The sequence below is a fragment of the Erythrobacter fulvus genome, from assembly GCF_028595285.1.
Lineage (GTDB): Bacteria > Pseudomonadota > Alphaproteobacteria > Sphingomonadales > Sphingomonadaceae > Erythrobacter > Erythrobacter fulvus.
The window spans coordinates 105,983-128,268 of sequence record NZ_JAQQXQ010000008.1 but is presented as its reverse complement, the minus strand read 5'-3'; the positions used below and the strand labels follow the sequence as shown (position 1 = coordinate 128,268).

The 22,286-nt window shown below is 64.6% G+C and carries 17 protein-coding genes and 2 riboswitches; of the genes, 13 read left to right on the top strand and 4 right to left on the bottom strand.

The window, feature by feature from the left end; translation table 11 throughout:
- The first annotated feature begins 76 nt into the window (after nt 1–76).
- The 11 genes from OIK40_RS11705 (at nt 77) to OIK40_RS11655 (ending at nt 13,773) form a co-directional block, all read left to right on the top strand.
- Nucleotides 77–1,060 carry an ArsR/SmtB family transcription factor gene (locus OIK40_RS11705; RefSeq protein WP_273678532.1) on the top strand — a complete coding sequence of 328 codons (984 nt, stop codon included), beginning with the start codon at nt 77–79 and terminating at the stop codon, nt 1,058–1,060.
- Nucleotides 1,060–2,004, top strand: coding sequence for a methylenetetrahydrofolate reductase [NAD(P)H] (metF, locus tag OIK40_RS11700; RefSeq protein ID WP_273678519.1), 945 nt, complete (start codon nt 1,060–1,062; stop codon nt 2,002–2,004). The genes OIK40_RS11705 and metF overlap by 1 nt, the downstream gene beginning before the upstream one ends.
- Entirely contained in the window at nt 2,001–3,044 is a 1,044-nt protein-coding gene (locus tag OIK40_RS11695; protein ID WP_273678518.1) for a homocysteine S-methyltransferase family protein, read from the top strand. Before metF ends, OIK40_RS11695 begins: the two co-directional genes overlap by 4 nt.
- A gap of 53 nt (nt 3,045–3,097) precedes the next feature.
- The gene (gene metH / locus OIK40_RS11690) at nt 3,098–5,749 is read left to right on the top strand and encodes a methionine synthase (RefSeq protein ID WP_273678531.1); all 2,652 of its coding nucleotides are present in this window, start codon (nt 3,098–3,100) and stop codon (nt 5,747–5,749) included.
- A 32-nt stretch (nt 5,750–5,781) separates the two neighbouring features.
- Nucleotides 5,782–6,984 carry a serine hydrolase domain-containing protein gene (locus OIK40_RS11685; protein WP_273678517.1) on the top strand — a complete coding sequence of 401 codons (1,203 nt, stop codon included), beginning with the start codon at nt 5,782–5,784 and terminating at the stop codon, nt 6,982–6,984.
- A 2-nt stretch (nt 6,985–6,986) separates the two neighbouring features.
- Nucleotides 6,987–7,934 carry a sulfite exporter TauE/SafE family protein gene (locus OIK40_RS11680; protein ID WP_273678516.1) on the top strand — a complete coding sequence of 316 codons (948 nt, stop codon included), beginning with the start codon at nt 6,987–6,989 and terminating at the stop codon, nt 7,932–7,934.
- Between the two features lie 79 nt (nt 7,935–8,013).
- Nucleotides 8,014–8,110: riboswitch (glycine riboswitch) on the top strand.
- Nucleotides 8,111–8,219: riboswitch (glycine riboswitch) on the top strand. It abuts the riboswitch before it with no gap.
- A gap of 58 nt (nt 8,220–8,277) precedes the next feature.
- Entirely contained in the window at nt 8,278–9,411 is a 1,134-nt protein-coding gene (gene gcvT, locus OIK40_RS11675) for a glycine cleavage system aminomethyltransferase GcvT (protein WP_273678515.1), read from the top strand.
- Between the two features lie 3 nt (nt 9,412–9,414).
- Nucleotides 9,415–9,783, top strand: coding sequence for a glycine cleavage system protein GcvH (gene gcvH, locus OIK40_RS11670; RefSeq protein WP_273678514.1), 369 nt, complete (start codon nt 9,415–9,417; stop codon nt 9,781–9,783).
- A 48-nt stretch (nt 9,784–9,831) separates the two neighbouring features.
- Nucleotides 9,832–11,208 (top strand): aminomethyl-transferring glycine dehydrogenase subunit GcvPA, encoded by a 1,377-nt coding sequence (gene gcvPA, locus OIK40_RS11665; protein WP_273678513.1) that lies wholly within the window; start codon nt 9,832–9,834, stop codon nt 11,206–11,208.
- The gene (gcvPB, locus tag OIK40_RS11660; protein WP_273678512.1) at nt 11,205–12,770 is read left to right on the top strand and encodes an aminomethyl-transferring glycine dehydrogenase subunit GcvPB; all 1,566 of its coding nucleotides are present in this window, start codon (nt 11,205–11,207) and stop codon (nt 12,768–12,770) included. Before gcvPA ends, gcvPB begins: the two co-directional genes overlap by 4 nt.
- 1 nt (nt 12,771) lies before the next feature.
- Nucleotides 12,772–13,773 (top strand): DUF6624 domain-containing protein, encoded by a 1,002-nt coding sequence (locus tag OIK40_RS11655; RefSeq protein WP_273678511.1) that lies wholly within the window; start codon nt 12,772–12,774, stop codon nt 13,771–13,773.
- Here OIK40_RS11655 and OIK40_RS11650 read toward each other — a convergent pair.
- Together OIK40_RS11650 and OIK40_RS11645 are read right to left on the bottom strand one after the other, a co-directional pair.
- On the bottom strand, nt 13,770–15,077 hold the full coding sequence (locus OIK40_RS11650) for a lipopolysaccharide biosynthesis protein (protein WP_273678510.1): 1,308 nt from the start codon (nt 15,075–15,077) through the stop codon (nt 13,770–13,772). The genes OIK40_RS11655 and OIK40_RS11650 overlap by 4 nt on opposite strands.
- 28 nt (nt 15,078–15,105) lie before the next feature.
- Complete coding sequence (locus tag OIK40_RS11645) at nt 15,106–15,924, bottom strand: NTP transferase domain-containing protein (RefSeq protein WP_273678509.1); 819 nt, start codon at nt 15,922–15,924, stop codon at nt 15,106–15,108.
- 90 nt (nt 15,925–16,014) lie between these two features.
- Here OIK40_RS11645 and OIK40_RS11640 point away from each other — a divergent pair, with 90 nt between their 5' ends.
- A complete protein-coding gene (locus OIK40_RS11640; protein WP_273678508.1) occupies nt 16,015–16,749 on the top strand; it encodes an Nmad3 family putative nucleotide modification protein in 735 nt (244 codons plus the stop codon).
- A gap of 3 nt (nt 16,750–16,752) precedes the next feature.
- Here the strand turns inward: OIK40_RS11640 and OIK40_RS11635 are convergent, their stop codons facing one another.
- Together OIK40_RS11635 and OIK40_RS11630 are read right to left on the bottom strand one after the other, a co-directional pair.
- Nucleotides 16,753–18,246 carry a CoA-acylating methylmalonate-semialdehyde dehydrogenase gene (locus OIK40_RS11635; protein ID WP_273678507.1) on the bottom strand — a complete coding sequence of 498 codons (1,494 nt, stop codon included), beginning with the start codon at nt 18,244–18,246 and terminating at the stop codon, nt 16,753–16,755.
- Between the two features lie 79 nt (nt 18,247–18,325).
- Entirely contained in the window at nt 18,326–19,696 is a 1,371-nt protein-coding gene (locus tag OIK40_RS11630) for a M24 family metallopeptidase (protein ID WP_273678506.1), read from the bottom strand.
- A 248-nt stretch (nt 19,697–19,944) separates the two neighbouring features.
- Here OIK40_RS11630 and katG point away from each other — a divergent pair, with 248 nt between their 5' ends.
- Entirely contained in the window at nt 19,945–22,206 is a 2,262-nt protein-coding gene (katG, locus tag OIK40_RS11625; RefSeq protein ID WP_273678505.1) for a catalase/peroxidase HPI, read from the top strand.
- Nucleotides 22,207–22,286: the final 80 nt, after the last annotated feature.

Sequence of the window (22,286 nt, the reverse complement as noted above, 5' to 3'; positions counted from 1 at the left end):
GGGGCAGGGCTGTCCATGGCCCGGCTTCGTCACAGGCGATTTACAGATATAAAAATATCTTTATATGTCCTTCGACATGGTGATCGAGGACATCTTCAAGGCGCTCGCCGACCCGACTAGGCTGCGGATCGCGCGGCTGCTGTCGGCGATGGAGCTGGCCGTTGGCGAACTGGCCCAGGTGCTCGGCCAGAGCCAGCCGCGCGTTTCGCGCCACGTCGGCATATTGTGCGATGCAGGCCTTGCCGAGCGGCGCCGCGAAGGCAGCTGGGTATTCCTGCGCCAGAGCGAGGCGAGCGGTGCCGTAGTCGAGGCGGTGCAGCGCGTACTTGCGATCGCCGAGGCCGAGGAGCCGCAATTCGCCGCGCTGTGCGAGGCCGACCGCCGCAAGCTGGCGGCGATCCGCGAGGCACGCGAGACGGCAGCGGAACATTATTTCGCCCGCCATGCAAGCGAGTGGGATGATCTGCGCGCGCTGCACAGTCCTGATATCGAAGTCGAACGCCATCTTGCCGCAGCCCTTGCCGACGCGCCGCTGGGGCAGGTGCTCGACATCGGCACCGGCACCGGACGCATGGCCGAACTCTTTGCCCCCGACGCCGAACGTATCGTTGCGCTCGACAAGAACCTTGAAATGCTGCGCGTAGCCCGCGCCAAATTGCAGCACCTGCCCACGGCGCAGATCGAGCTGGTGCAGGGCGATTTCGCCGATTTGCCGTTTGTGTCGGAGAGCTTTGACACGGTTCTGCTGCACCAGGTGTTGCATTTCGCCCCCGATCCCGCCCCGGCCCTCGCCGAGGCTGCGCGTGTATTGCGGCCCGGCGGGCGGATCGCGATCGTCGATTTCGCCAGCCATGATCACGAGGAATTGCGCACCCGCCACCAGCATGCACGGCTGGGATTTGCTGACCGCCAGATGGCTGACCTGCTGCGCGCCGCCAGCTTTGCGGCGGCCGCCCCGATCGCCCTGGAAGGGGGCGAACTGGTGGTCAAGATCTGGATCGGCAAGCGCCGCGCCACCTCACCGTCTCCCGCCTCCGCCCCCGCGAAGGAAACTGCCTGATGACCCCCACGCTTGACCAGCTTCACGAATATCGCACCGCCACCGACACGCCGCTGTTCAGCGGTCTGCCGGGCGATGTTGCGGTAAGTTTCGAATTCTTCCCGCCCAAGAGCGAAAAGATGGAAGCGCAATTGTGGGACGCGGTGACCCAGCTTAAGCCGCTGGCGCCCAGCTTTGTCTCGGTCACCTATGGCGCGGGCGGATCAACCCGCGAGCGCACCCATGCCACCGTGGCGCGGATCATTACCGAGGCCAAGCTGCCTGCCGCCGCCCACCTCACCTGCGTCGCCGCCTCCAAGGCGGAAATCCGCGAGGTCGCCGAACATTACTGGGAAGCCGGCGTGCGCCATATCGTCGCGCTGCGCGGCGATGCCGGCGAACCCGGCGCGCCTTTCACCCCGCACCCTGAAGGCTATGCCAGCGCGGCAGAGCTGGTGGCAGGGCTGAAGGAGATTGCGCCCTTCGAGATTTCGGTCGCAGCCTATCCCGAAACCCATCCGGACGCGGACAGCCCGCAGGCGGATATCGACAACCTGAAGCGCAAGCTCGACGCGGGCGCGAGCCGCGCGATCAGCCAGTTCTTCTTCTCTCCCGAGACCTTTTTCGCCTTTCGCGACAAGTGCGCCGCCGCCGGGATCGATGCTCCGATCCTGCCCGGCATCCTGCCTGTCACCAATGTCGCGCAGGCGCGCAAATTCGCACAGGCTTGCGGAGCCGCTATCCCGGCATGGATGGACGGGCTGTTCGAAGGGCTGGATGCCATGCCCGCCGCGCGCCAGCTGGTCGCCGCCACCGTTGCTGCCGAGCTGTGCCGCCGACTCTATGCGGGCGGCGTGCGCGATTTCCACTTCTACACCCTCAATCGCCCCGAGCTAGCCTACGCGATCTGCCACATGCTCGGGAAGCGGCCCCAAAATACCGATAGCGCCGGAGAAGCCGCATGAGCGCCCGCCAACAACTGCTCCACGCCGCGAAAGCGCGCGTGCTGATCTTCGACGGCGCGTTCGGCACGCAGATTCAGGAGCGCAAGCTGACCGAGGAGGATTACGCCGGCGATCTCGGCCTGTCCGCCGACCAGAAGGGCAACAACGACATCCTCGCCCTGACCCGACCCGACGTGATCGCGGACATTACACGCGCCTATCTCGATGCGGGATCGGATGTTGTCAGCACCAACACCTTCTCCGCCAACCGCATTAGCCAGGCCGATTACAAGGCGGAAAGCCTCGTCTCCGATATCAATATCGCGAGTGGCCGGATCGCCCGCCAACTGGCGGATGAATATGCGGCCAAGGACGGCAAGCCCCGCTTTGTGGCGGGCGCTATCGGCCCGACCAACAAGACCCTCTCGCTCAGCCCCGATGTCGAGGATCCGGGCTTCCGTGAAATCGATTTCGACGAACTGGTGGCGGTCTACAAGGAACAGGCCGCCGCGCTGGTGGAAGGGGGGGTAGACTTCATCCTGATCGAAACCGTGTTCGATACGCTCAACGCCAAGGCCGGGATCATGGCGGTCAAACAGCTGGAGCGCGACTTGGGCCGTGAAGTGCCGGTGATGATCTCGATGACGCTGACCGATCTTTCGGGTCGCAACCTTTCGGGCCACACGGTCGAGGCGTTCTGGTATGCCGTGCGCCATGCCAAGCCGCTGACCATCGGCCTCAATTGCAGTTTCGGTGCCGAACAACTGCGACCGCACGTGAAAGTGCTCTCGCAGATCGCCGACGCGCTGCTGATGGTCTATCCCAATGCAGGGCTACCCAACGAGCTGGGCGAATATGACGAGATGCCCGACACCACTGCGGGGCTCGTCAAGGACTGGGCCGATCACGGACAGGTTAACATCCTCGGCGGGTGCTGCGGGTCTTCGCCTGCGCACATCGCGGCGATTGCCGCCGCCGTGAAGGACAGCGAGCCGCGAAAAGTGCCCTCTCCCGAACCGCAAATGCGGCTGGCGGGACTGGAAGCCTTCGTAGCCGCCTGAACCCGATCCTTTCCCCGTTTGTGTCGAGCCTAGTCGAGACACAAGAGTGGGGCATCTCGACTTCGCTCGATGCGAACGGAAATAGTGAAATGACCCAACCCTCTTCCTCCCGCTTCATCAATATCGGCGAGCGCACCAACGTCACCGGCTCGGCCGCGTTCAAAAAGCTGATCATGGCGGGCGATTATCCCGCCGCGGTCGAGGTCGCGCGCCAGCAGGTCGAAAACGGCGCGCAGGTGATCGACGTCAACATGGACGAAGGGCTGCTCGATGCGGTCCACGCGATGACGACCTTCCTCAAGCTGATCGCAGCCGAGCCGGATATCGCCCGCGTGCCGGTGATGATCGACAGCTCCAAATGGGAAGTGATCGAGGCGGGGCTGAAGTGCGTTTCGGGCAAGCCGATCGTCAATTCGATCAGCATGAAGGAGGGCGAAGAGGCCTTCCTCGAACACGCGCGCAAGTGCATGGATTACGGCGCTGCGGTGGTTGTGATGGCCTTCGACGAGACGGGGCAGGCCGACACCAAGGCGCGCAAGGTCGAAATCTGCAAGCGCGCCTATGATCTGCTGGTGGCAGAGGGCTTTCCCGCAGAGGACATCATCTTCGATCCCAACATCTTCGCGGTGGCGACGGGGATCGAGGAGCACAACAACTACGGCGTCGACTTCATCGAGGCGGTGCGCGAGCTGCGGCAGATCTGCCCTCACGCGCATTATTCGGGCGGCCTGTCGAACCTCTCCTTCTCGTTCCGCGGCAACGAACCGGTGCGCCGGGCGATGCATTCGGTGTTCCTCTACCACGCGATCCCCGCCGGGCTCGACATGGCGATCGTCAATGCGGGGCAGCTTGACGTCTACGACCAGATCGACCCCGCCCTGCGCGAGGCCTGCGAGGACGTGATCCTCAACCGCGATCCCGACTCGACCGAGCGCCTCATCGCGCTCGCCGAAAGCTTCAAGGGCAAGTCGGTGGCGGATGAAAAGGCCGCCGAGGAATGGCGCGGCTGGCCGGTGGCGCGGCGGCTCGAACATGCGCTGGTCAAGGGCATCGATGCGCATATCGTCGAGGATACCGAGGAAGCGCGGCAGGCAGCCAATCGCCCGATCGAAGTCATCGAAGGCCCGCTGATGGACGGCATGAACGTCGTCGGCGACCTGTTCGGCAGCGGCAAGATGTTCCTGCCGCAGGTGGTGAAATCCGCGCGCGTCATGAAGAAGGCGGTCGCCCACCTCATCCCCTTCATCGAGGCCGAAAAGGACCTGCTTCCCGAAGCCGAGCGCAAGGCCAAGGGCAAGATCATCATGGCGACAGTGAAGGGCGATGTGCACGACATCGGCAAGAACATCGTCGGCGTGGTGCTCCAGTGCAACGGTTACGATGTGATCGATCTGGGCGTCATGGTGCCCTGGCCCACGATCCTTGCCGCCGCCAACGACAATAAAGCCGACATGATCGGACTGTCGGGCCTCATCACGCCTTCATTGGATGAGATGGTGACCGTTGCAGAGGAAATGCAGCGGGCAGGGATGACGATGCCGCTGCTGATCGGCGGGGCGACCACTTCGAAGGTCCACACCGCGCTCAAGATCGATCCGGCTTACGAAGGCCCGGTAATCCACGTGCTCGACGCGAGCCGCGCGGTGGGCGTGGCCTCGAAGTTGCTCTCCGATACCCAGCGCGACGATTACGTCGCCGAAGTGGCGGACGAATACACCCACGTGCGCGATGCGCGCGCGGGCAAGAGCGCTTCGGTGCTGCTGCCCTTGGAAGAGGCGCGGGCGAATTTCTACGACGCTTTCCTCTCGGACAAGCCCGCGCCGCCCGAACAGCCGGGGGTGCACGTGTTCCCCGACTGGGATCTTGCGCACCTCAGGCAGTTCATCGACTGGACCCCGTTCTTCCGCGCATGGGAACTGCACGGCAATTATCCCGCGATCCTCACCGACGAGGTGGTGGGAGAAACCGCGACCCAGCTGTTTGCCGATGCCAATGCGATGCTCGATCAGGTTATCGCAGAGAAATGGCTCACCGCGCGCGGTGTCGCCGGGCTGTGGCCCTGCGCACGCGACGGGGATGATGTGACGATCCACCTTGCCGAGCAGGAAGAGCACATCCGCATTCCCTTCCTGCGCCAGCAGGTGAAGAAAAGCCGTGATCGGGCCAACATGTGCCTTGCCGACTTTATTGATCCCAACGGCGATTGGATCGGAGGATTCGCGGTCGGCATCCACGGGATTGAGCCGCATTCGGCGCGCTTCCTGGCCGACAAGGACGATTATTCGGACATCCTGCTGAAGGCGCTGGCCGACCGTTTCGCGGAAGCCTTTGCCGAAGCGCTGCACCAGCACGTGCGCACCACGCTGTGGGGCTATGCGCCGAATGAACAGCTTACCAACGCGGCGCTGATCAAGGAGGAATATCGCGGCATCCGCCCGGCACCGGGCTATCCCGCCTGCCCCGATCACTCGCTGAAGCCGATCCTGTTCGACCTGCTCGACGCGCCCGCCAACGCCGGGCTGACGCTGACCGAAAGCTTCGCCATGTGGCCTACGGCGGCGGTCAGCGGCTTCTATTTCGGCCACCCGGAAAGCCAGTATTTCGGCGTCGCCCGCGTCGGGCGCGACCAGCTGGAGGATTATGCCGCGCGGCGCGGGGTCAGCATCGAGCAGGCCGAACGCTGGCTCAGGCCGAATCTCGATTGATTGCGTTGGCACAAGCGGCGATGCTGCGGCCCATGATCCGCCGTCTCCTCGCCGCTCTGGCATTCATCGCCGCCCCTGTCGCCGCGCAGGACACGCCGCCGCCTGCCAGCGTTGTGGTCGCGTTCGACCGCGAGACCGTCACCCCGCTGATCGTCGAGGGGCTGGCGAACAAGGATACCGGGCGCGCGGTGGAAGCGAACGATCCGGTGCGGATCGCCTCAATCTCCAAGCTGGTGATGGCGCTGACGGCCCTGCGGCTGATGGACGAAGGCAAGGTCGATCTTGATCGCGACGTGTCGGACTATCTCGGGTGGCAGGTGCGCTCGCCCTATCACCCCGACGCGCCGGTGACGCTGAAGCACCTGCTCTCGCATCGCGCGGGGCTGAGCGACAGGGCGGGCTATATCATTCCTCTGGGTGAGAGCCTCCAAGCCAAATTTGCCGATCCGGCGGCGTGGCGCGACACCGCCCCGCCGGGCGAAGCGGCGTTCGAATATGCCAACCTCGGCTCGCCCATCGTCGCCACCGCGCTCGAGGCGGCCTCGGGCGAGCGGTATGACCGGCTGGTGGAACGGCTGGTGTTCGCACCGCTGGGGGTGAAGGCCTGCCTCAACTGGATCGGCTGCGGGCCGGAGATGGAGGCCCACGCAGTCACGCTCTATCGCAACACAGGAGAGGTGGCGCGCGACGCGCCGGAAGACCTGCCGCCCGCCTGCACAATCCCCGTCACCGAGGGCGCGGAATGCAGGCTCGAAAACTATGTTCCCGGCTCCAATGCCTCGATCTTCTCGCCGCAGGGCGGGGTGCGGATCGGGATGGTGGACCTCGCCAAGATCGGGCAGGCGCTGTTCGATACCTATGGCACGGAGCATTTCCTGTCCGCAAAGACCCAGACGATGTTCCTTCAGGCGATGATTTCCTCGGCCAATGAGGTGCCTCCCTTTGGCGCCGACGCAGGGTTTTGCGGCTATGCTCTGGCCACCTACGTTCTGGTCGATGCGCCGCCCTGTCAGGACGATCTGTTCATGGACAAGGTCGAACGTTTCGGCCACGGTGGCGAGGCCTATGGCCTTAGGTCCGGCCTGTGGATCGCGCTCGGCGAGGGACTGAGCTTTGCCTATTTCACTACGGCAGTCCCGCCGCCGTCAGGCGAGGTCGAAACTGCCGCCTCTGACCCGCGCGAAACCGCGTTGATCCAGCGCGCGCTGGATCTGGCAAAGCATCGATCTGACTAACAATGGCAGATATCGCCAACTCCAGCCCCGGCAGCGCGCTGCCGCCCCACCGGATCGTGTGGATGGGCGGCTGCGTGTTGCTCGCCGCCTATACCGCAGTCTGGGTGCTGGTCCCCGCAGATCCCGCTCTTCTGGCCCGGCTGTGGTTCCTGCCCGGTGTCGGCATCGTCGGTGCGATTATCGCGAACACCTCGGGGACGGGTGGGGGTGTGGTGTTCGTGCCCGTGTTCAACGCCCTGCGCGAACTGGGCATCATGAACCTCTCGCCGCTCGCTGTGGTGGGTGTGTCGATGGGCATCCAGAGCTTCGGTATGAGCATGGGAAGCCTGCGCTGGACCGACCGGCTGCTGCACCAGCCCGAGCCCGGCCCGCTCGAAGCGCGGGTGCGGCTCAAGGACTTCGCCATCGTGGTGCTCGCCGTGCTGGCGCTATCGCTCCCCGCAATGCTCGCTACCCAGCGATTGACGGCCTTTGACCAGGGGCAGGTGCTTTATGCCTACAAGGGTTTTTCGATCGCGCTGGGCCTTGCTCTGATCCTCGCCACGTGGACGGTCAACGCCGCGCGGCCCGAGCGGGCGAAGCTGGCGCGCAGCGACTTGATCGTTCTGCTGGCCCTGGCGGTGCCGGGCGGCGTCCTGACCGCGCTGTTCTCGGTCGGGATGGGCGAGCTGGTCGCACTCTATCTCTTCATCCGCCACTATCCGGTGCTGTTGTGCACGGGGGCGGCCTGCGTCATTTCCGCCGTGAGCTGCATCGCCGGCTTCGTGTGGCACATCGGCGCGGGGACGGTGCAGTGGGAGGTGGTGCTGCTCGCCGCGCCTGCCGCGGTGCTGGGCGGATTTCTCGCTCGCCCCATCGCCTTGTGGCTTGGCGCGAAGCGTCTCAAGACGCTCGATGGCGGCTGGATCGTGCTGTCGGCGCTCTATTTGCTGTGGCTGAACGCCCGCTAGGGTCATTCGCCCGATTGACGCGTTGCAGCATTTCGCGCAGGGCTGCTTCGTCTTCCGGGCGCGAAGTGATTCTCGCACGGGCAGACGAGCGGGAGAGCCCGTTGTCCCTCACCGGACACGGCGCCGAAGGAGCAACCGCCCCGGAAACTCTCAGGCCACAGGACCGCTCGGCTGCGTGACACTCTGGAAAGCGCCCCGGACGCATGTCCGTGGCCACCGAAGGGGAGGCTCGCCGCCTTTGCGCGGCTCGCCGAAGCTCTCAGGTCACCCGACAGAGGGGGCAGTGATGTGGCGGCGCCGTTGGGCTCCGCCGGACTGCCGTATTCTGCCCGGAAGGCCTTTGATGAGCGACCAGACAAGCGAAGACCAGATCGAAGACCTGCCGCTGGACAAGCTGGCGCTCGATGCCTGGCACCGCGCGCAAGGCGCACGGATGGTGCCGTTTGCGGGCTATGAAATGCCGATCCAGTACGAAGGGATCGTCGCCGAACATAGTTGGACGCGCGAGAGCGCCGGCCTGTTCGACGTGTCGCACATGGGGCAGCTGCTGCTGTCCGGCCCCGATCTGGATGCCGCGGTCGAGGCGGTGCTGCCGATCGACCTTTCCACTCTGAAACCCGGCCAGCAGCGCTATTCGCTGCTGCTCGACGAGGAGGGCGGCGTTCTCGACGATCTGATGGTCTCGCGGCTCGACGACGGGAGCCTCTACCTTGTGGTCAACGGCGCGACCAAGTGGGACGATATCGGCACCCTGCGCGAGGCCCTGCCGGACGACATCACGCTCAATCACCTCGACGAACAGGCGCTGATCGCCCTGCAAGGGCCGAAGGCTGCCGAAGCGCTTGCCCGCCATGTGCCCGAGGCTGCGGCGCTGACCTTCATGAAGTTTGGCCGGTTCACGCTTGCCGGGCATCCCGTACAGATCGCGCGGGCAGGCTATACCGGCGAAGACGGGTTCGAAATCTCGCTGCCCGCCGAGGCCGCAACCGAAATTGCCGATCTGCTGTGCGGCGAGCCCGAAGTGAAGCCCATCGGCCTTGGTGCGCGGGACTCGCTGCGGCTGGAAGCGGGACTTCCGCTCTATGGCCACGATCTTTCGCCCGAGACCAGCCCGATCGAGGCGGGGCTTCTGTTCGGCATCAACAAGCGCCGCCGCACGGAGGGAGGCTTCCCCGGTGCTGGCCGGATCATCCGCGAAATCAACGAGGGCACCCCTGCCAAGTGGATCGGCCTGAAGATCGACGGCCGCCTGCCTGCGCGCGAAGGCGCCGAAGTTTTCGACGGAACCGAAAAGGTCGGCACCGTCACCAGCGGCGGGTTCTCGCCCACACTCGGCGCACCGATTGCCATGGCCTATGTCGCCGCCACCTATGCCGCGCCCGGCTCCGCGCTCGAAGTCGAAGTTCGGGGCAAGCGCCTTGCCGCCACGGTTTCACCCACGCCTTTCGTCCCCCACCGCTACTACAGAGGGAGCTGACCCATGCGCTATTTCACTGACGAACATGAATGGATCGACGTCGCCGGCGATGTCGCGACGGTCGGCATCACCGACTACGCGCAGGGGCAGCTGGGCGATATTGTCTTTGTCGAACTGCCCGCCGTCGGCACGACAGTCGAAAAGGGCAAAGACGCCGCCGTGGTGGAAAGCGTCAAGGCGGCCTCGGACGTCTACGCCCCCATCGACGGCGAAGTGACCGAAACCAACGGCGCGCTTGAAGACGATCCGGCGCTGGTCAACACCGCGCCCGAGGGCGAGGGCTGGTTCTTCAAGATGACCATTGCCGATGCCGGACAGCTCGAAGGGCTGATGGACGAAGCCGCTTACAAGGATTTCGTCGCCTCGCTCTAGGCCGCGAAGCCCCACCTCTTTCCTCTCCTTTCGACAGGCTGATAACCCATGCGTTACCTCCCTCTCACCGATACCGACCGCGCGGCGATGCTTGAAAAGATCGGCGCGGGTTCGGTTGACGAACTGTTCGTCGACGTCCCCGAAGTGGCCCGGCTCGACGGGCCCATCCGCGGGCTGCCCATGCACGCCAGCGAGATGGCGGTGGAACGCCACATGAAAAGCCTTGCGGCGAAGAACCTCGTCGCAGGCGATGTGCCGTTCTTCCTGGGGGCGGGGGCTTATCGCCACCATGTCCCGGCGAGTGTCGACACCATTATCCAGCGCGGCGAGTTCCTGACGGCCTACACGCCGTACCAGCCCGAAATCGCGCAGGGCACGCTGCAGATGCTGTTCGAGTTCCAGACGCAGGTCGCGCGGCTCTATGGCTGCGCGGTGGCCAATGCCTCGCTCTACGACGGGTCGACTGCATGCTGGGAAGCGGTCGCGATGGCGACCCGCGTCACCCGCCGCAAGCGTGCGGTGCTATCGGGCGCGCTCCATCCGCACTATGCCGAGGTCGTGAAGACCATGGCGAAGTTCACCGGTGACACCATTGCCGATGCCATGCCTGCAATCACCCCCGAGCCTGACCTTGGCGGCCTGATCGCCCGCATCGACGACGATACCGCCTGCGTCGTGGTGCAATATCCCGACATTCTAGGCCGGATCAGCGATCTTACTCCGGTGGCCGAGGCTGCCCATGCCAAGGGCGCGCTGCTGGTGGTGGTCAACACCGAACCGGTGGCGCTGGGTGCGATCAAATCGCCGGGCGAAATGGGCGCCGATATCGTCGTGGGCGAGGGACAGTCGCTGGGCGTGGGCCTGCAATTCGGCGGGCCGTACCTCGGCCTGTTCGCTGTGCGCGATCCCAAGCATGTCCGGCAGATGCCGGGCCGGCTGTGCGGGGAAACGACAGATGCCGAGGGCAAGCGCGGCTTCGTGCTAACGCTTTCGACCCGCGAACAGCACATCCGCCGCGAGAAGGCCACCAGCAATATCTGCACCAATTCGGGCCTCTGTGCGCTTGCTTTCAGCGTGCACATGACGCTGCTGGGCGAACGCGGCTTGCGCGAACTGGCGGCGGAGAACCACCGGCTCGCCTGCCTCGCTGCCGAGCGGCTGGCAAAGGTGCCGGGCGTGGAGGTGCTCAACAACGCCTTCTTCAACGAATTCACGCTGATGCTGGGCGGCAAGCCCGCGCGTGCGATCGTGCGCGATCTGGCCGATCGCGGCGTGCTCGGCGGCGTGTCGCTCGGGCGGCTCTATCCCGGCGTGGAGGCGCTCGAACACGCACTGCTCGTCGCTGTGACCGAGACGACGACCGAGGAAGATATCGAGGTGCTCGCCCGCGAGCTTGAAGCCAGCATCAAGGAGTCCGCCCAATGAACGCTCCCAACAAGTCCGGCTGGAAGCCCGAAATGACGCTGGCCGAGGACGGGATGCATTCCGGCCCCGCCACCACCACCGGCAACCGCGCGCTGATGCTGGAAGAGCCGCTGCTGTTCGAGATCGGTCGTGCCGATGTGACCGGCGTCGATCTGCCCGCGGTGGATGCCAATGCGCCGACTCGCCTTGGCGGTCTTGCCCGTTCCGAAGCGATCGGCCTTGTCGGTCTGACCGAACCGGAAACGGTGCGTCACTATACTCGCCTCAGCCGCCAGAACTACGGCATCGACCTCGGTTTCTTCCCGCTCGGCTCGTGCACGATGAAGCACAACCCGCGGCTGAACGAGAAGGTCGCCCGCCTGCCGGGCTTTGCCGACATCCACCCGCTTGCACCTCAGAATTCGGTCCAGGGCGCGCTTGAGGTGGTCGCTCAGTTGGGTGAATGGCTGTGCAAGCTGACCGGCATGCCCGGCGTAGCGATGAGCCCCAAGGCCGGCGCGCATGGCGAGCTGTGCGGGATCCTTGCGATCCGTGCTGCCCACGAGGCCCGCGGCGATGCGCGCGAGGTGGTGCTGGTGCCCGAAAGCGCCCACGGCACCAATCCAGCCACCGCCGCCTTCGCCAACTACCGCGTGGAGGATATCCCTGCGACGCCCGAAGGCCGGGTCGATGTGGCGGCCCTGAAGGCGCGGCTCGGCCCCGACGTGGCGGCGGTGATGATTACCAATCCCAACACCTGCGGGCTGTTCGAGAAGGACTTCCGCGAGATTGCCGATGCCGTCCATGCGGCGGGCGGCTATGTCTATTGCGACGGCGCCAACTTCAACGCCATCGTCGGCAAGGTGCGCCCGGGCGACCTCGGCGTCGATGCAATGCACATCAATCTGCACAAGACCTTCTCCACCCCGCATGGCGGCGGCGGACCGGGCTCCGGGCCGGTGGTGTTCTCCGAAGCTCTCGCCCCCTTCGCCCCGCTGCCCTTCGTGCGGCAGGACGCCGAGGGCACCTTCTACCTCGTCGAGGAAGAGAACCGCGAGGAGCGCGGGCCCAGCTTTGGCCGCATGACCGCCTTCCACGGGCAGATGGGCATGTTCACCCGCGCGCTGACCTACATGCTTTCGCATGGCGCGGATGGATTGAAGCAGGTGGCCGAGGACGCGGTGCTCAATGCCAATTACATCCTGCGCAGCATGGAAGACATTCTCCATGCGCCCTTCGCGGCGAGCGGCCCGTGCATGCACGAGGCGCTGTTCGGCGACAAGGATTTCACCGGCGGCCTCTCGACGCTCGACGTGGCCAAGGGCCTGATCGACGAAGGCTATCACCCGATGACGGTCTACTTCCCGCTGGTGGTCCACGGGGCCATGCTGGTCGAGCCGACAGAGACCGAGAGCAAGGCCGCGATCGACCAGTTCATCACTGCCTTCCGCGCCGTGGTGGAACGCGCGCTTGCGGGTGACGAGGAGCTGAAGCAGGCCCCGTACTATGCCCCGCGTCGCCGGCTCGACGAAACGCAGGCCGCGCGCAAGCCTGTGTTAAGCTGGCAGAAGCCAGACGACTGACATGTCTATTGCGTCAGCAATTCTTGCTTCGGTTCTATTGGTGATCGCTCAGGAAAACTCTCGACCTCCCGAAACGCCTGACGTGGTCTATGAATTGGCCGCTGATGGTGAGTTTAATCCGGGAGATTTCTCCTACCTTCGCGGGGCCTACCCCGGTGCCTCTGATGAGCAGCAAGAAGAGTGGAAAGAAGTGTCGGACTGGCTCGCCGATTGCCGTCAGAAGAAGAAGGCAGAGCTCAGCTATAATCTAACATATCTCGATGTTGAGCTGAGCGATGCGTATGTGTCCAGAGGCGGTCCGTTCTGTGCATCGGTCATTACTCCTGCAGATCTTCCCGGCATAACCGAATTCAGCCAGATCGAAGCGGGGTTGCCCGCCGCGAGGCTGGTCTTTGCAACGCTCGTCGACACCTTGGTAGAGGCGTATCCGGGGTACGGTGAGGGGAAAGATCTAGCCTTTGTCGACCTGCTCTGGCTCGAGCGAAGGATCGACCTCTTAAGAGGTGTACCGGGCGGCCCTCTGGTATCAAGGCCCGCCGATGGTCGCCGTTTTCCTGAGCTCGACGACAATCAGAATGCGGTGTTGCAGGCGCTGATCTCGTCACAGCTTGTGCGGTTCGACTTAGAAAACACCGATATCCTGAAATTCATTGTGAAACGGTCTGGGTGGCCGACGATTTCGAGCGTTGGAAAGGATGCGTCGAATGCAGCAATATCTGTGCTGCAGCGCGCCGATCATGATCCGGATTTTCAGCTACGCTCGTTAAAGATGCTTGAGCCACTCGCCTTGCAAGGCGAAGTTAGCAGCCAATACGCAGTGACCTACGATGTGATCATGATCAAACTCACCGGCGCTCAGCGATATGGCACGCAGGGCCGCTGTGTCGAAGGCAGCTTCCAGCGATACCCGCTGGAAGACCCGGAACGGGTCGAGGAACTACGCGCGCCGATGGATTTGGGACCTATGTCAGCTATGGACTGGCTTTGTAGAGGGTCGTCCTAGAGCTTTGGAAGCTTGGTGTCCGTCCCGCCGTCTTCTTCCGGCTCCACCACCAGCCGGATCTGGCTGAGGTTGAGGATGGCCACGTAAAAGCCGATCACGGCAAGGCTGCTCGAACCGAGCATCGCAAAGGCCGCCCCCTTGGCTCCGTTCCAGTCGATCGCCGCAGACAGGAACACCAGCGCCAGCACCGTTGGTACCGCCCGCACAATGAAGGCCACGTGTGCCTTGCCGGCCGAAACCAACAGCGATTCAAGGCTCGCGCCGACCAGTTCGACCGCGCCCGCGATGGCAAGGATAACCATCGCCCAATAGAACACCCCGAATTCCTCGCCTGCGATCAGTTCAAGGCCCAGCCGTCCGAATACCAGCGCGGTAACCACCGCAATCACTCCGCCGACCGCAGCGATGTTGGCCATGCGTCGCGCGATCTCCAGGGCATTTTCGCGCGAATGGACCAGTTCGGGCAGGATCGCCTTCGAAACGGTCTGAGCAAGGCTGACCAGTGCCTGTCCCAGCTGGCTTGCGACGCGGAAGCCGCCTGCCAGTGCCGCGCCCCCGAAGGTGCCGACCAGCAGGATCATCACCTGCTTGCCCGCAATCGACAGGCTGCCCGAAAGGTTGGTCGATACAACGAAGCCCCACGCGTCCTTGTGGCGCGCAGGGATCGCCTTGAGGCTGATGGTGTGGAGGCTCACCGGCTGGACCCGCGCCGCCACGATCCACAGCGCCACCGCCACCGCGACTTCGGCAATCGCATAGGCGATGATGAATCCGGCCACGGTCGGCATGAAGATAAAGGCCAACCCCGCGCCCACTGCCCGGATCAACGGCTGCACCGCTTCCGCGGCGGTCGCACTGGCAAAGCGGAAATGCAGGCGCAGGATACCGGTGGGGGTCGTGCGGATCGCGGCGAGCGAAATCACGCAATAGATAAAGGCCAGCCACAGCATGTCGCTGGGCACTTCGAGCCAGTAAGGCGCGCTGGCGACCACCGCACCGGCCAAGGCAATGCCGAGAACCACCGAAACGAAATCGAGTGCGATCGCAAACCCCGTTGCCTCGGCTGCCTTTTCCGGATCGACGCTGCCGCCATCGCCATTGGCGCCCCAGCGCACGATGAACTGCCAAGTCTGGAAATTGGCCAGTCCCGTGATCGTCTGACCGAGCGCCACGATCAGCGCGAAATGGCCAAATCCGATTGTTCCCAGCGCGCGGGTGGCAAGCGCGAGATAGACGAGACTTAATACCGCATTGAAGCCGCGCCCGCCCAGCAGCCAGCCCATATTGGAAAACAGGCGCTTCATCCGATGTCCCGCGCGTAGCCCGACCCGATCAGGCCGCGGCCCCCGTCCGGTCGCCCTCGCGGCGCTTCAGGATCTTCTCGGTCACTGCAAAGGTGCGCTCGTTGTCCACGTCGATTGCGAAATGGCCGTCGGACAGCACCACCGGCACCAGCTTGAAGCCGAAGCGGCGGGAAATCTGCGCGAACAGCTTTTCTTTCGAACCCCAGCCCATGCGGAAGCGGATCAGGTTGATCAGGCCGAAAGCCTTGATGATGCGGCGCGGATATTTGATGAACTGACCGCCTTCACGCATGATCTCCGCAGCCTTGAGCGCCTCGGCGCTGCCGAGCCAGTAGGTGTTGCAGTTGGAATAGCCACCGTCGCGGAATTCGTAGAATCGTTTCTGGCCGACCGGATCGGCCGCCTGAACGTCCTCGCGCCGCGCCAGCGCCGCTGCGCCGCCAGCCCCCGCGGCAAGGCACTTTTCGATGAATTCGCTGTAGCCTTCGGGGGTGACCAGACAATTGTCCGCAGTGGTTATCAGCAGCGGGAAATCCGCGCCCTCCGCCCCAGCAAACACGGAATCGACGATGTTGAACCGGCCCTCGACCATTGTCAGGCGGCCCTCGGCGATCAGCGCGGCGACCGCCGGAAGACGGGCGATCTCGCCTTCGTCATGTGCGACCACGCGGATCGCACCCACCGACGGACAGGCGGCAACCTGCGCCACCACCCGTTCGATCATCGGCACGCCGTTCACCGGCACCACCGCCTTTTGCGAAACGCCTGCGCGTTCGGCCAGCGGATCGAGCACGCCCGATCGCTTGCCCGCCATCACCAGTGCGGTTGCCTTGATCTCGTTCACCATAGCGCGCGGCCTTTAGCCGCTTGCATGTGCAAATGCCAAGCGCGGATGGTGAGTCTTGTGCAACAATCGCGTTGGAGCGATGGATGGGTGATGCGCATCATCTTCTCCCGCAAGGGCTTCGACAGTGCGGCGGGCGGCGGGCCTTCCCCGATCGTCGAAGGCCGTCCGATCAGCCTGCCGATCCCCGACACCAAGGGCTTGTCGCCCGTCACCTATGGCGATCTCGGGCTGGGGGAGCACGCCGCGAGGGCGAGCAGGGGGCGGTTGGGTGGAGGAGATGCCTGCCATTTCGACCCGATGTTCCGCGCAGACGGCACCGCGATCCTCGGTCAGTGCCACGCCGCGCAGGGCCATCTGGTGAAGCAGGGGGTGCGCGAGGGCGACGTTTTCGTCTTTTTCGGGTTGTTCGATAGCGCGGAGGAAGGGCGGCACCATCGCATCTTCGCTTACCTGCGAATCATGGAGCGCATCGACCTCGTGACTTGCGACGAGCCCACGCGGGCGCATTACCGCTCGCTCGGCCAGCCGCACGCCTTCGGTCTGCATGCGAACAACGACATGCTTTACGTCGGGCGCGGCGCTGCGGCCAGCACCGCACCTGCATCCCTGCGTCTGACCGCGCCTAGTGCAAAGCCGAGCCAGTGGATCGTGCCATCATGGCTCCGCCGCACTGGCCTCAGCTGCCACGACGCATCATGGCGATGGGAGGAGCCGGGGCGGCTGACGGCTGTCTCTCGCGGTCAGGAATTCGTCGCCCACGTGGGTGACGATCCCGAACCGCGCGAATGGCTCGATCGCGCCATCGCCGCGATCGAAGCCGGGTAAGTCTTACCCCATCGTCGGGATGACGAAGGCGTTGGAGCCGTCGCCGCCGCCGTCGGGCCAGCGCTGGGTGATCTTCTTGTTCTTGGTCCAGAACCGCAGGCCCTCGGTGCCGTACTGGTCGATGTCGCCGAAGCCCGAGCGCTTCCACCCGCCGAAGGAGTGATACGCGACCGGCACCGGGATCGGCACGTTGATGCCGACCATCCCGACATTGACGCGCGCGGCGAATTCGCGTGCGGCGTGGCCGTTGCGGGTGAAGATCGCGACGCCGTTGCCGTATTGGTGCTCGCTCGGCAGCTTGAGCGCGGCTTCGAAATCATTGGCGCGCACGATCTGGAGGACGGGACCGAAGATTTCCTCCTGATAGGAGCGCATCTGCGGGGTGACGCGGTCGATCAGCGTCGGGCCGACGAAGAAGCCCTTTTCATGGCCCTGCAAGGTGAAGCCGCGTCCATCGACGACGATTTCCGCGCCTTCTTCCTCGGCGGTGGTGATCCATTGTTCGATCCGCGCCTTGTGTTCGGGGGTGACGACCGGGCCGTAATCGGCGTCGGGATCGTTGGAGACGCCGATGCGCAGGCCTGCGATCGACTTGAGCAGCTTCTCCTTGAGGCGCTCCGCAGTTTCCTCGCCAACCGGCACCACAACCGGCAGCGCCATGCAACGCTCGCCCGCCGAGCCGAAGGCCGCCCCGGTGAGGTCGGTCACCACTTGATCGAGATCGGCATCGGGCAGCACGATCCCGTGGTTCTTCGCCCCGCCGAAAGCCTGCACGCGCTTGTTGTTCGCGCTCCCCCGCGCATAGATGTACTGCGCAATGTCGGACGAGCCGACAAAGCTGATCGCGGCGATGTCGGGGTGGTCGATGATGGCGTCGACCATTTCCTTGTCGCCGTGGACGACTTGGAGCAGGCCTTCGGGCGCGCCTGCTTCGAGGAAGAGTTCGGCGAGCCGCACCGGCACCGACGGGTCACGTTCCGACGGCTTGAGGATGAAGGCATTGCCCGCCGCGCAGGCCATGCCGAACATCCACATCGGGATCATCGCCGGGAAGTTGAACGGGGTAATCCCCGCCCCGATACCGAGCGGCTGGCGCATCGAATAGACATCGATCCCAGGCCCGGCGCCGTGGGTATATTCGCCCTTCATGATCTGCGGGATCCCGCAGGCATATTCGATCACTTCCAGCCCGCGCTGCACGTCGCCCTTGGCATCGGGCACGGTCTTGCCGTGTTCTGACGAGAGCATTTCGGCGAGGCTCTGCATGTTCGCCTCGACCAGCTCCTTGAACTTGAACATCACCCGCGCTCGGCGCTGCGGGTTGGTGGCGGCCCATTCGGGCTGGACGCGCTTGGCGGTTTCCACCGCGCGGGCGAGCAGCGCGGCATCGCCCAGCGCGACTTCGGCCTGCACTTCGCCGGTCGATGGGTTCCAGATCGCGTGCTTGCGGGTCGGGGCGGGGCTGTCGCCGACGATGAAGTGGTCGATTTGACGCATTTCGGGGGTCTCCTGTCTGGCGTCCCCTTTGGCCCCCGAGCGCCGCCCATGCAAGGGGTGCGGCTCCCCTCAAAAATGCTTACGGTGTGGACGGTATCAGGGTGATTTCGGTTTGCCGTCCGTCGATGAAGCGCACACGCGCCCCGTCGAAGAAGGCATCTTCCTCGGTGCGGAAATCGACCCGCTGCCCGCCCCATTCGGGCACGGCGGCATAGGAGGTAAGCTCGATCGACCAGGCTGTGTTCGCGCGGATCGTTCCATCCCCGCGCGGATCGCCGTTCTGGTTGTCCCAGAACCCGATTGCCGGCCCTGCGCCGTGGCCATGATGGCCAATCGGGTGGGTGTAGATCGACGGATCGAGACCCGCTGCGATCGCTTCGGCCCGTGCCATTGCCAGCACTTCGTTGCCGCTGCGCCCGACCGCAAAATGGCTGGTTAGGATATCCTGCACCTTGTTGCTGTTTGCCAGCCCCGCGCGCAGGCCTGCGGGCGCCTCGGTCTCGCCGGGCTTGAGCACATAGGCCACATGCTGGGTATCGGTATTGAGCCGCAGATAGGTGATGCCGAAATCGGTCCACAACAGGTCGCCCGGCTGGATCACCGTGTCACCATCCATCATGCCGTCCGCGCCCTGTCGCTGGATCGCGACCGAGGGGTGGAACCAGGGATCGAGGCCGAGCTGCATCAACCGGTCGCGATACCACCATTGCACCTGTTCGGCCGTGGTGACGCCGGGGGTGATGACCTTGCGCGAGAAGGCCTCTCCGATCACCGCATGGGCAATGCGCACGATGGTGGGATAAAGCGTCATTTCCTCCGGCGTGCGGCTTTCCAGCCAGCGGATCGCCAGCCCTTCGCCGCTGACGACACGCGGGTGGAGCGCGGGCGGCAGAGCAGACATGAACCGTTCGTACTGGCTGAGCGTCATGCCATCGGCGAATTGCGACAGGTCGGAGGAGTTGATCGCGATTCTGGCAGGATCGCGCGCGGCGATGATGTCGCCCACCGCCTGCCACTGATCGGGCTGGCTTTCGGGGTTCCACGATGGCGCGAACAACCCGCCAAGACCGTAGCGGCTGACCGTCAGGCGTTCGACCGGTTTGCCTTCGCCCGGGTCGTGGAAGATCAGGATGGTGCGGCGGCGCGCGTGCATGTTCTCGGCATCGAGCATCGTGGCGACCACCGGTTCCTCGAAATATTCGCGCGCAACCAGCAACCACAGGTCGATCCCTTCGGCGCGCATGATTTCGGGGATGATGCGATCGAGCCGATCGGCCAGGATGCGGTTTTCCAGCTCCGCCCGCTCGCGCGGGGAGAGGATCGCAGGCAGGGCAGGGGCGACGCCTTCGGTCTCGCTCATGATGATCGGGGCGGTTGCCTGCGCGGTTGCGGGCAAGGCCGCCAGAGCCATTCCCGCCAGTGCCGCCGCCTTGGTGATTGCCTTTGCCATGTCCGCCTGTCGCCCCTGTTGCCGATCCTTGGCCGGACCATGCCGCGTGCGCGCGTGTCCGGCAAGCGGCACCCGGCTTCATCAGGAAAATCGGATTACTGTTATCGGGAGAACCCGTTTTGTCCGACCGATCCGCACACTTAGGAGCTTGCGCTGTCAGGCAGGCGGCAGCTTATCGGGATAAATCCGAAGTGCGCCTGCCCCGCAATCCGGTGCACGACATTCGATAACGAAACAGGGACCAAACCATGACGCATAGAATGAAGGGGCTGCTGCTCCTCTCCTCCAGCCTTCTCCTTGCCATTCCCGCCGGCGCCACGCCGCCGGGCTTCAACGAGCCGGGCATGGGCCGCGTCGGCGTGCCGCAGGATCAGGCCGCGCCGCGTTCGGTGCAGGACTGGTGGCCGAACGTGGTTGATCTGTCGCGCCTGCGCCAGAACGAATACAACCCCGACCCCAACGGCGAGGCGTTCGACTACGCCAGCGAATTCGCCAAGCTCGATTTGAAGGCGGTGAAGGCCGACATCAACGCTGCGCTGACGGATTCGCAGGACTGGTGGCCGGCGGATTACGGCAATTATGCGGGCCTGTTCATCCGCCTCGCCTGGCACTCGGCCGGCACCTATCGCGCGGGCGACGGGCGCGGCGGCTCGGACGGCGGGCAGATCCGCTTCGAACCGCTGAACAGCTGGCCCGATAACGGCAACCTCGACAAGGCCCGCCGCGTGCTGTGGCCGGTAAAGCAGAAGTATGGTGCCAGCCTTTCGTGGTCCGACCTCATCATCCTTGCAGGCAATGTCTCGCTCGAGAATGCGGGCTTCAAGACCTATGGCTTTGCGGGCGGTCGTGCCGACGCATGGGAGCCCGAGATGGTCTATTGGGGCCCGGAAACCAAGTTCCTCACGTCGGATCGCGAAGGTGCCGACGGTGACCTCGAAAACCCGCTCGCGGCCTCGGAAATGGGCCTGATCTACGTCAATCCCGAAGGGCCGGAAGGCAGCGCCGATATCATGCGCGCAGCCCAAGCGATCCGCACCACCTTTGCGCGGATGGGCATGAACGACGAGGAAACCGCCGCGCTGATCGTCGGCGGGCACACGCTCGGCAAGATGCACGGCGCGCACAAGGCCGCCGATTGCGTCGGCAAGGAGCCCGCGGCGGAAGGTGTCGAAGCGCAGGGCTTCGGCTGGAAGAACAAGTGCGGCACCGGCGCCGGCGCCGATGCGGTGACCAGCGGGCTCGAAGGCGCGTGGACGGTCACTCCGGTGACCTGGAGCAGCAACTACCTCGACAACCTTTATGCCTTCGAATGGACGCTCACCACCAGCCCGGCAGGGGCCAAGCAGTGGGAGCCGGTCAATGCCGAACAGCTCCAGATCGTCCCCGATGCGCATATCCCGGGCAAGTTCCACGCGCCCGTGATGCTCACCACCGACCTCGCGCTCCGCTATGATCCGGCCTACGGCAAGATCACCAAGGAATGGGTCGACAATCCCGAGGCGATGGACGAAGCCTTTGCCCGCGCGTGGTTCAAGCTTACCCACCGCGACATGGGGCCGAAGGCGCGCTATGTCGGTGCCGAGGTGCCTGCCGAAGACCTGATCTGGCAGGACCCTCTGCCCAAGGCCGATTACGCCATGATCGAGGCAGCCGACGTCGCCTCGCTCAAGGACGCGATCCGCGCCACCGGCCTGTCGCGTTCGGAACTGGTGCGCACCGCCTGGGCTTCGGCGGTGACTTTCCGCGATACCGACATGCGCGGCGGCGCCAATGGCGCGCGCATCCGGCTCGCGCCGCAGAAGGACTGGGGCGTGAACGACCCCGAAACTCTCGCCAAGGTGGTGAAGGCGCTCGAAGCCGTGCAGGCGAACTTCAACGCCAAGTCGGGCAAGAAGAAGGTGTCGATCGCCGATCTCGTGGTGCTCGGCGGCGTGGTCGCGGTCGAGGATGCGGCCAAGGCAGCCGGTCACAGCGTTTCCGTGCCCTTCACCCCGGGCCGGGTCGATGCGACCGACGCGCACACCGATGCCGCATCCTTCGAACTGCTGCGTCCGGCGGCTGACGGGTTCCGCAACTTCTACAGCGAACGCGCGCGCCGCTCGCCGTCGGAAATGCTGATCGATCAGGCCGACACCCTGACCCTCACCGTGCCGGAAATGACTGTGCTGGTGGCGGGCATGCGGATGCTCGACGCCAATGCCGGTCAGGCCAAGCATGGTGTGTTCACCGACAAGCCCGGCACGCTCAGCAACGACTTCTTCGCCAACCTGCTCGACATGGCCAACGAATGGAAGCCGGCCGAGACCGAAGGGCTGTATGAAGGTCGCGATCGCAAGACCGGCGCGCTCAAGTGGACCGCGACCGAAGTCGATCTGGTGTTCGGCTCCAATTCCGAGCTGCGCGCTGTGGCCGAGGTCTATGCAGTGAAGGGCGGCGAGAAGAAGTTCGTGGCCGACTTCGCCAAGGCCTGGAACAAGGTGATGATGCTCGATCGCTTCGACCTGAAGTAATCGGCATGACAGGCGAAGGGCGCCGACGATCGAGTGTCGGCGCCCTTTTGCTTGCCTGCGATGGAACCCGATTGCCTGCG

What these genes read in the sequence shown, in the direction of transcription:
- gcvH (WP_273678514.1), top strand. Translation starts at nt 9,415, where the DNA reads ATGCGCTATTTCACTGACGAACATGAATGGATCGACGTCGCCGGCGAT.
- OIK40_RS11635 (WP_273678507.1), bottom strand. Translation starts at nt 18,246, where the DNA reads ATGCGTCAAATCGACCACTTCATCGTCGGCGACAGCCCCGCCCCGACC.
- OIK40_RS11680 (WP_273678516.1), top strand. Translation starts at nt 6,987, where the DNA reads ATGGCAGATATCGCCAACTCCAGCCCCGGCAGCGCGCTGCCGCCCCAC.
- metF (WP_273678519.1), top strand. Translation starts at nt 1,060, where the DNA reads ATGACCCCCACGCTTGACCAGCTTCACGAATATCGCACCGCCACCGAC.
- OIK40_RS11685 (WP_273678517.1), top strand. Translation starts at nt 5,782, where the DNA reads ATGATCCGCCGTCTCCTCGCCGCTCTGGCATTCATCGCCGCCCCTGTC.
- OIK40_RS11640 (WP_273678508.1), top strand. Translation starts at nt 16,015, where the DNA reads ATGCGCATCATCTTCTCCCGCAAGGGCTTCGACAGTGCGGCGGGCGGC.
- OIK40_RS11650 (WP_273678510.1), bottom strand. Translation starts at nt 15,077, where the DNA reads ATGAAGCGCCTGTTTTCCAATATGGGCTGGCTGCTGGGCGGGCGCGGC.
- gcvPA (WP_273678513.1), top strand. Translation starts at nt 9,832, where the DNA reads ATGCGTTACCTCCCTCTCACCGATACCGACCGCGCGGCGATGCTTGAA.
- OIK40_RS11655 (WP_273678511.1), top strand. Translation starts at nt 12,772, where the DNA reads ATGTCTATTGCGTCAGCAATTCTTGCTTCGGTTCTATTGGTGATCGCT.
- OIK40_RS11705 (WP_273678532.1), top strand. Translation starts at nt 77, where the DNA reads ATGGTGATCGAGGACATCTTCAAGGCGCTCGCCGACCCGACTAGGCTG.
- gcvT (WP_273678515.1), top strand. Translation starts at nt 8,278, where the DNA reads ATGAGCGACCAGACAAGCGAAGACCAGATCGAAGACCTGCCGCTGGAC.
- gcvPB (WP_273678512.1), top strand. Translation starts at nt 11,205, where the DNA reads ATGAACGCTCCCAACAAGTCCGGCTGGAAGCCCGAAATGACGCTGGCC.
- katG (WP_273678505.1), top strand. Translation starts at nt 19,945, where the DNA reads ATGACGCATAGAATGAAGGGGCTGCTGCTCCTCTCCTCCAGCCTTCTC.
- OIK40_RS11645 (WP_273678509.1), bottom strand. Translation starts at nt 15,924, where the DNA reads ATGGTGAACGAGATCAAGGCAACCGCACTGGTGATGGCGGGCAAGCGA.
- OIK40_RS11695 (WP_273678518.1), top strand. Translation starts at nt 2,001, where the DNA reads ATGAGCGCCCGCCAACAACTGCTCCACGCCGCGAAAGCGCGCGTGCTG.
- OIK40_RS11630 (WP_273678506.1), bottom strand. Translation starts at nt 19,696, where the DNA reads ATGGCAAAGGCAATCACCAAGGCGGCGGCACTGGCGGGAATGGCTCTG.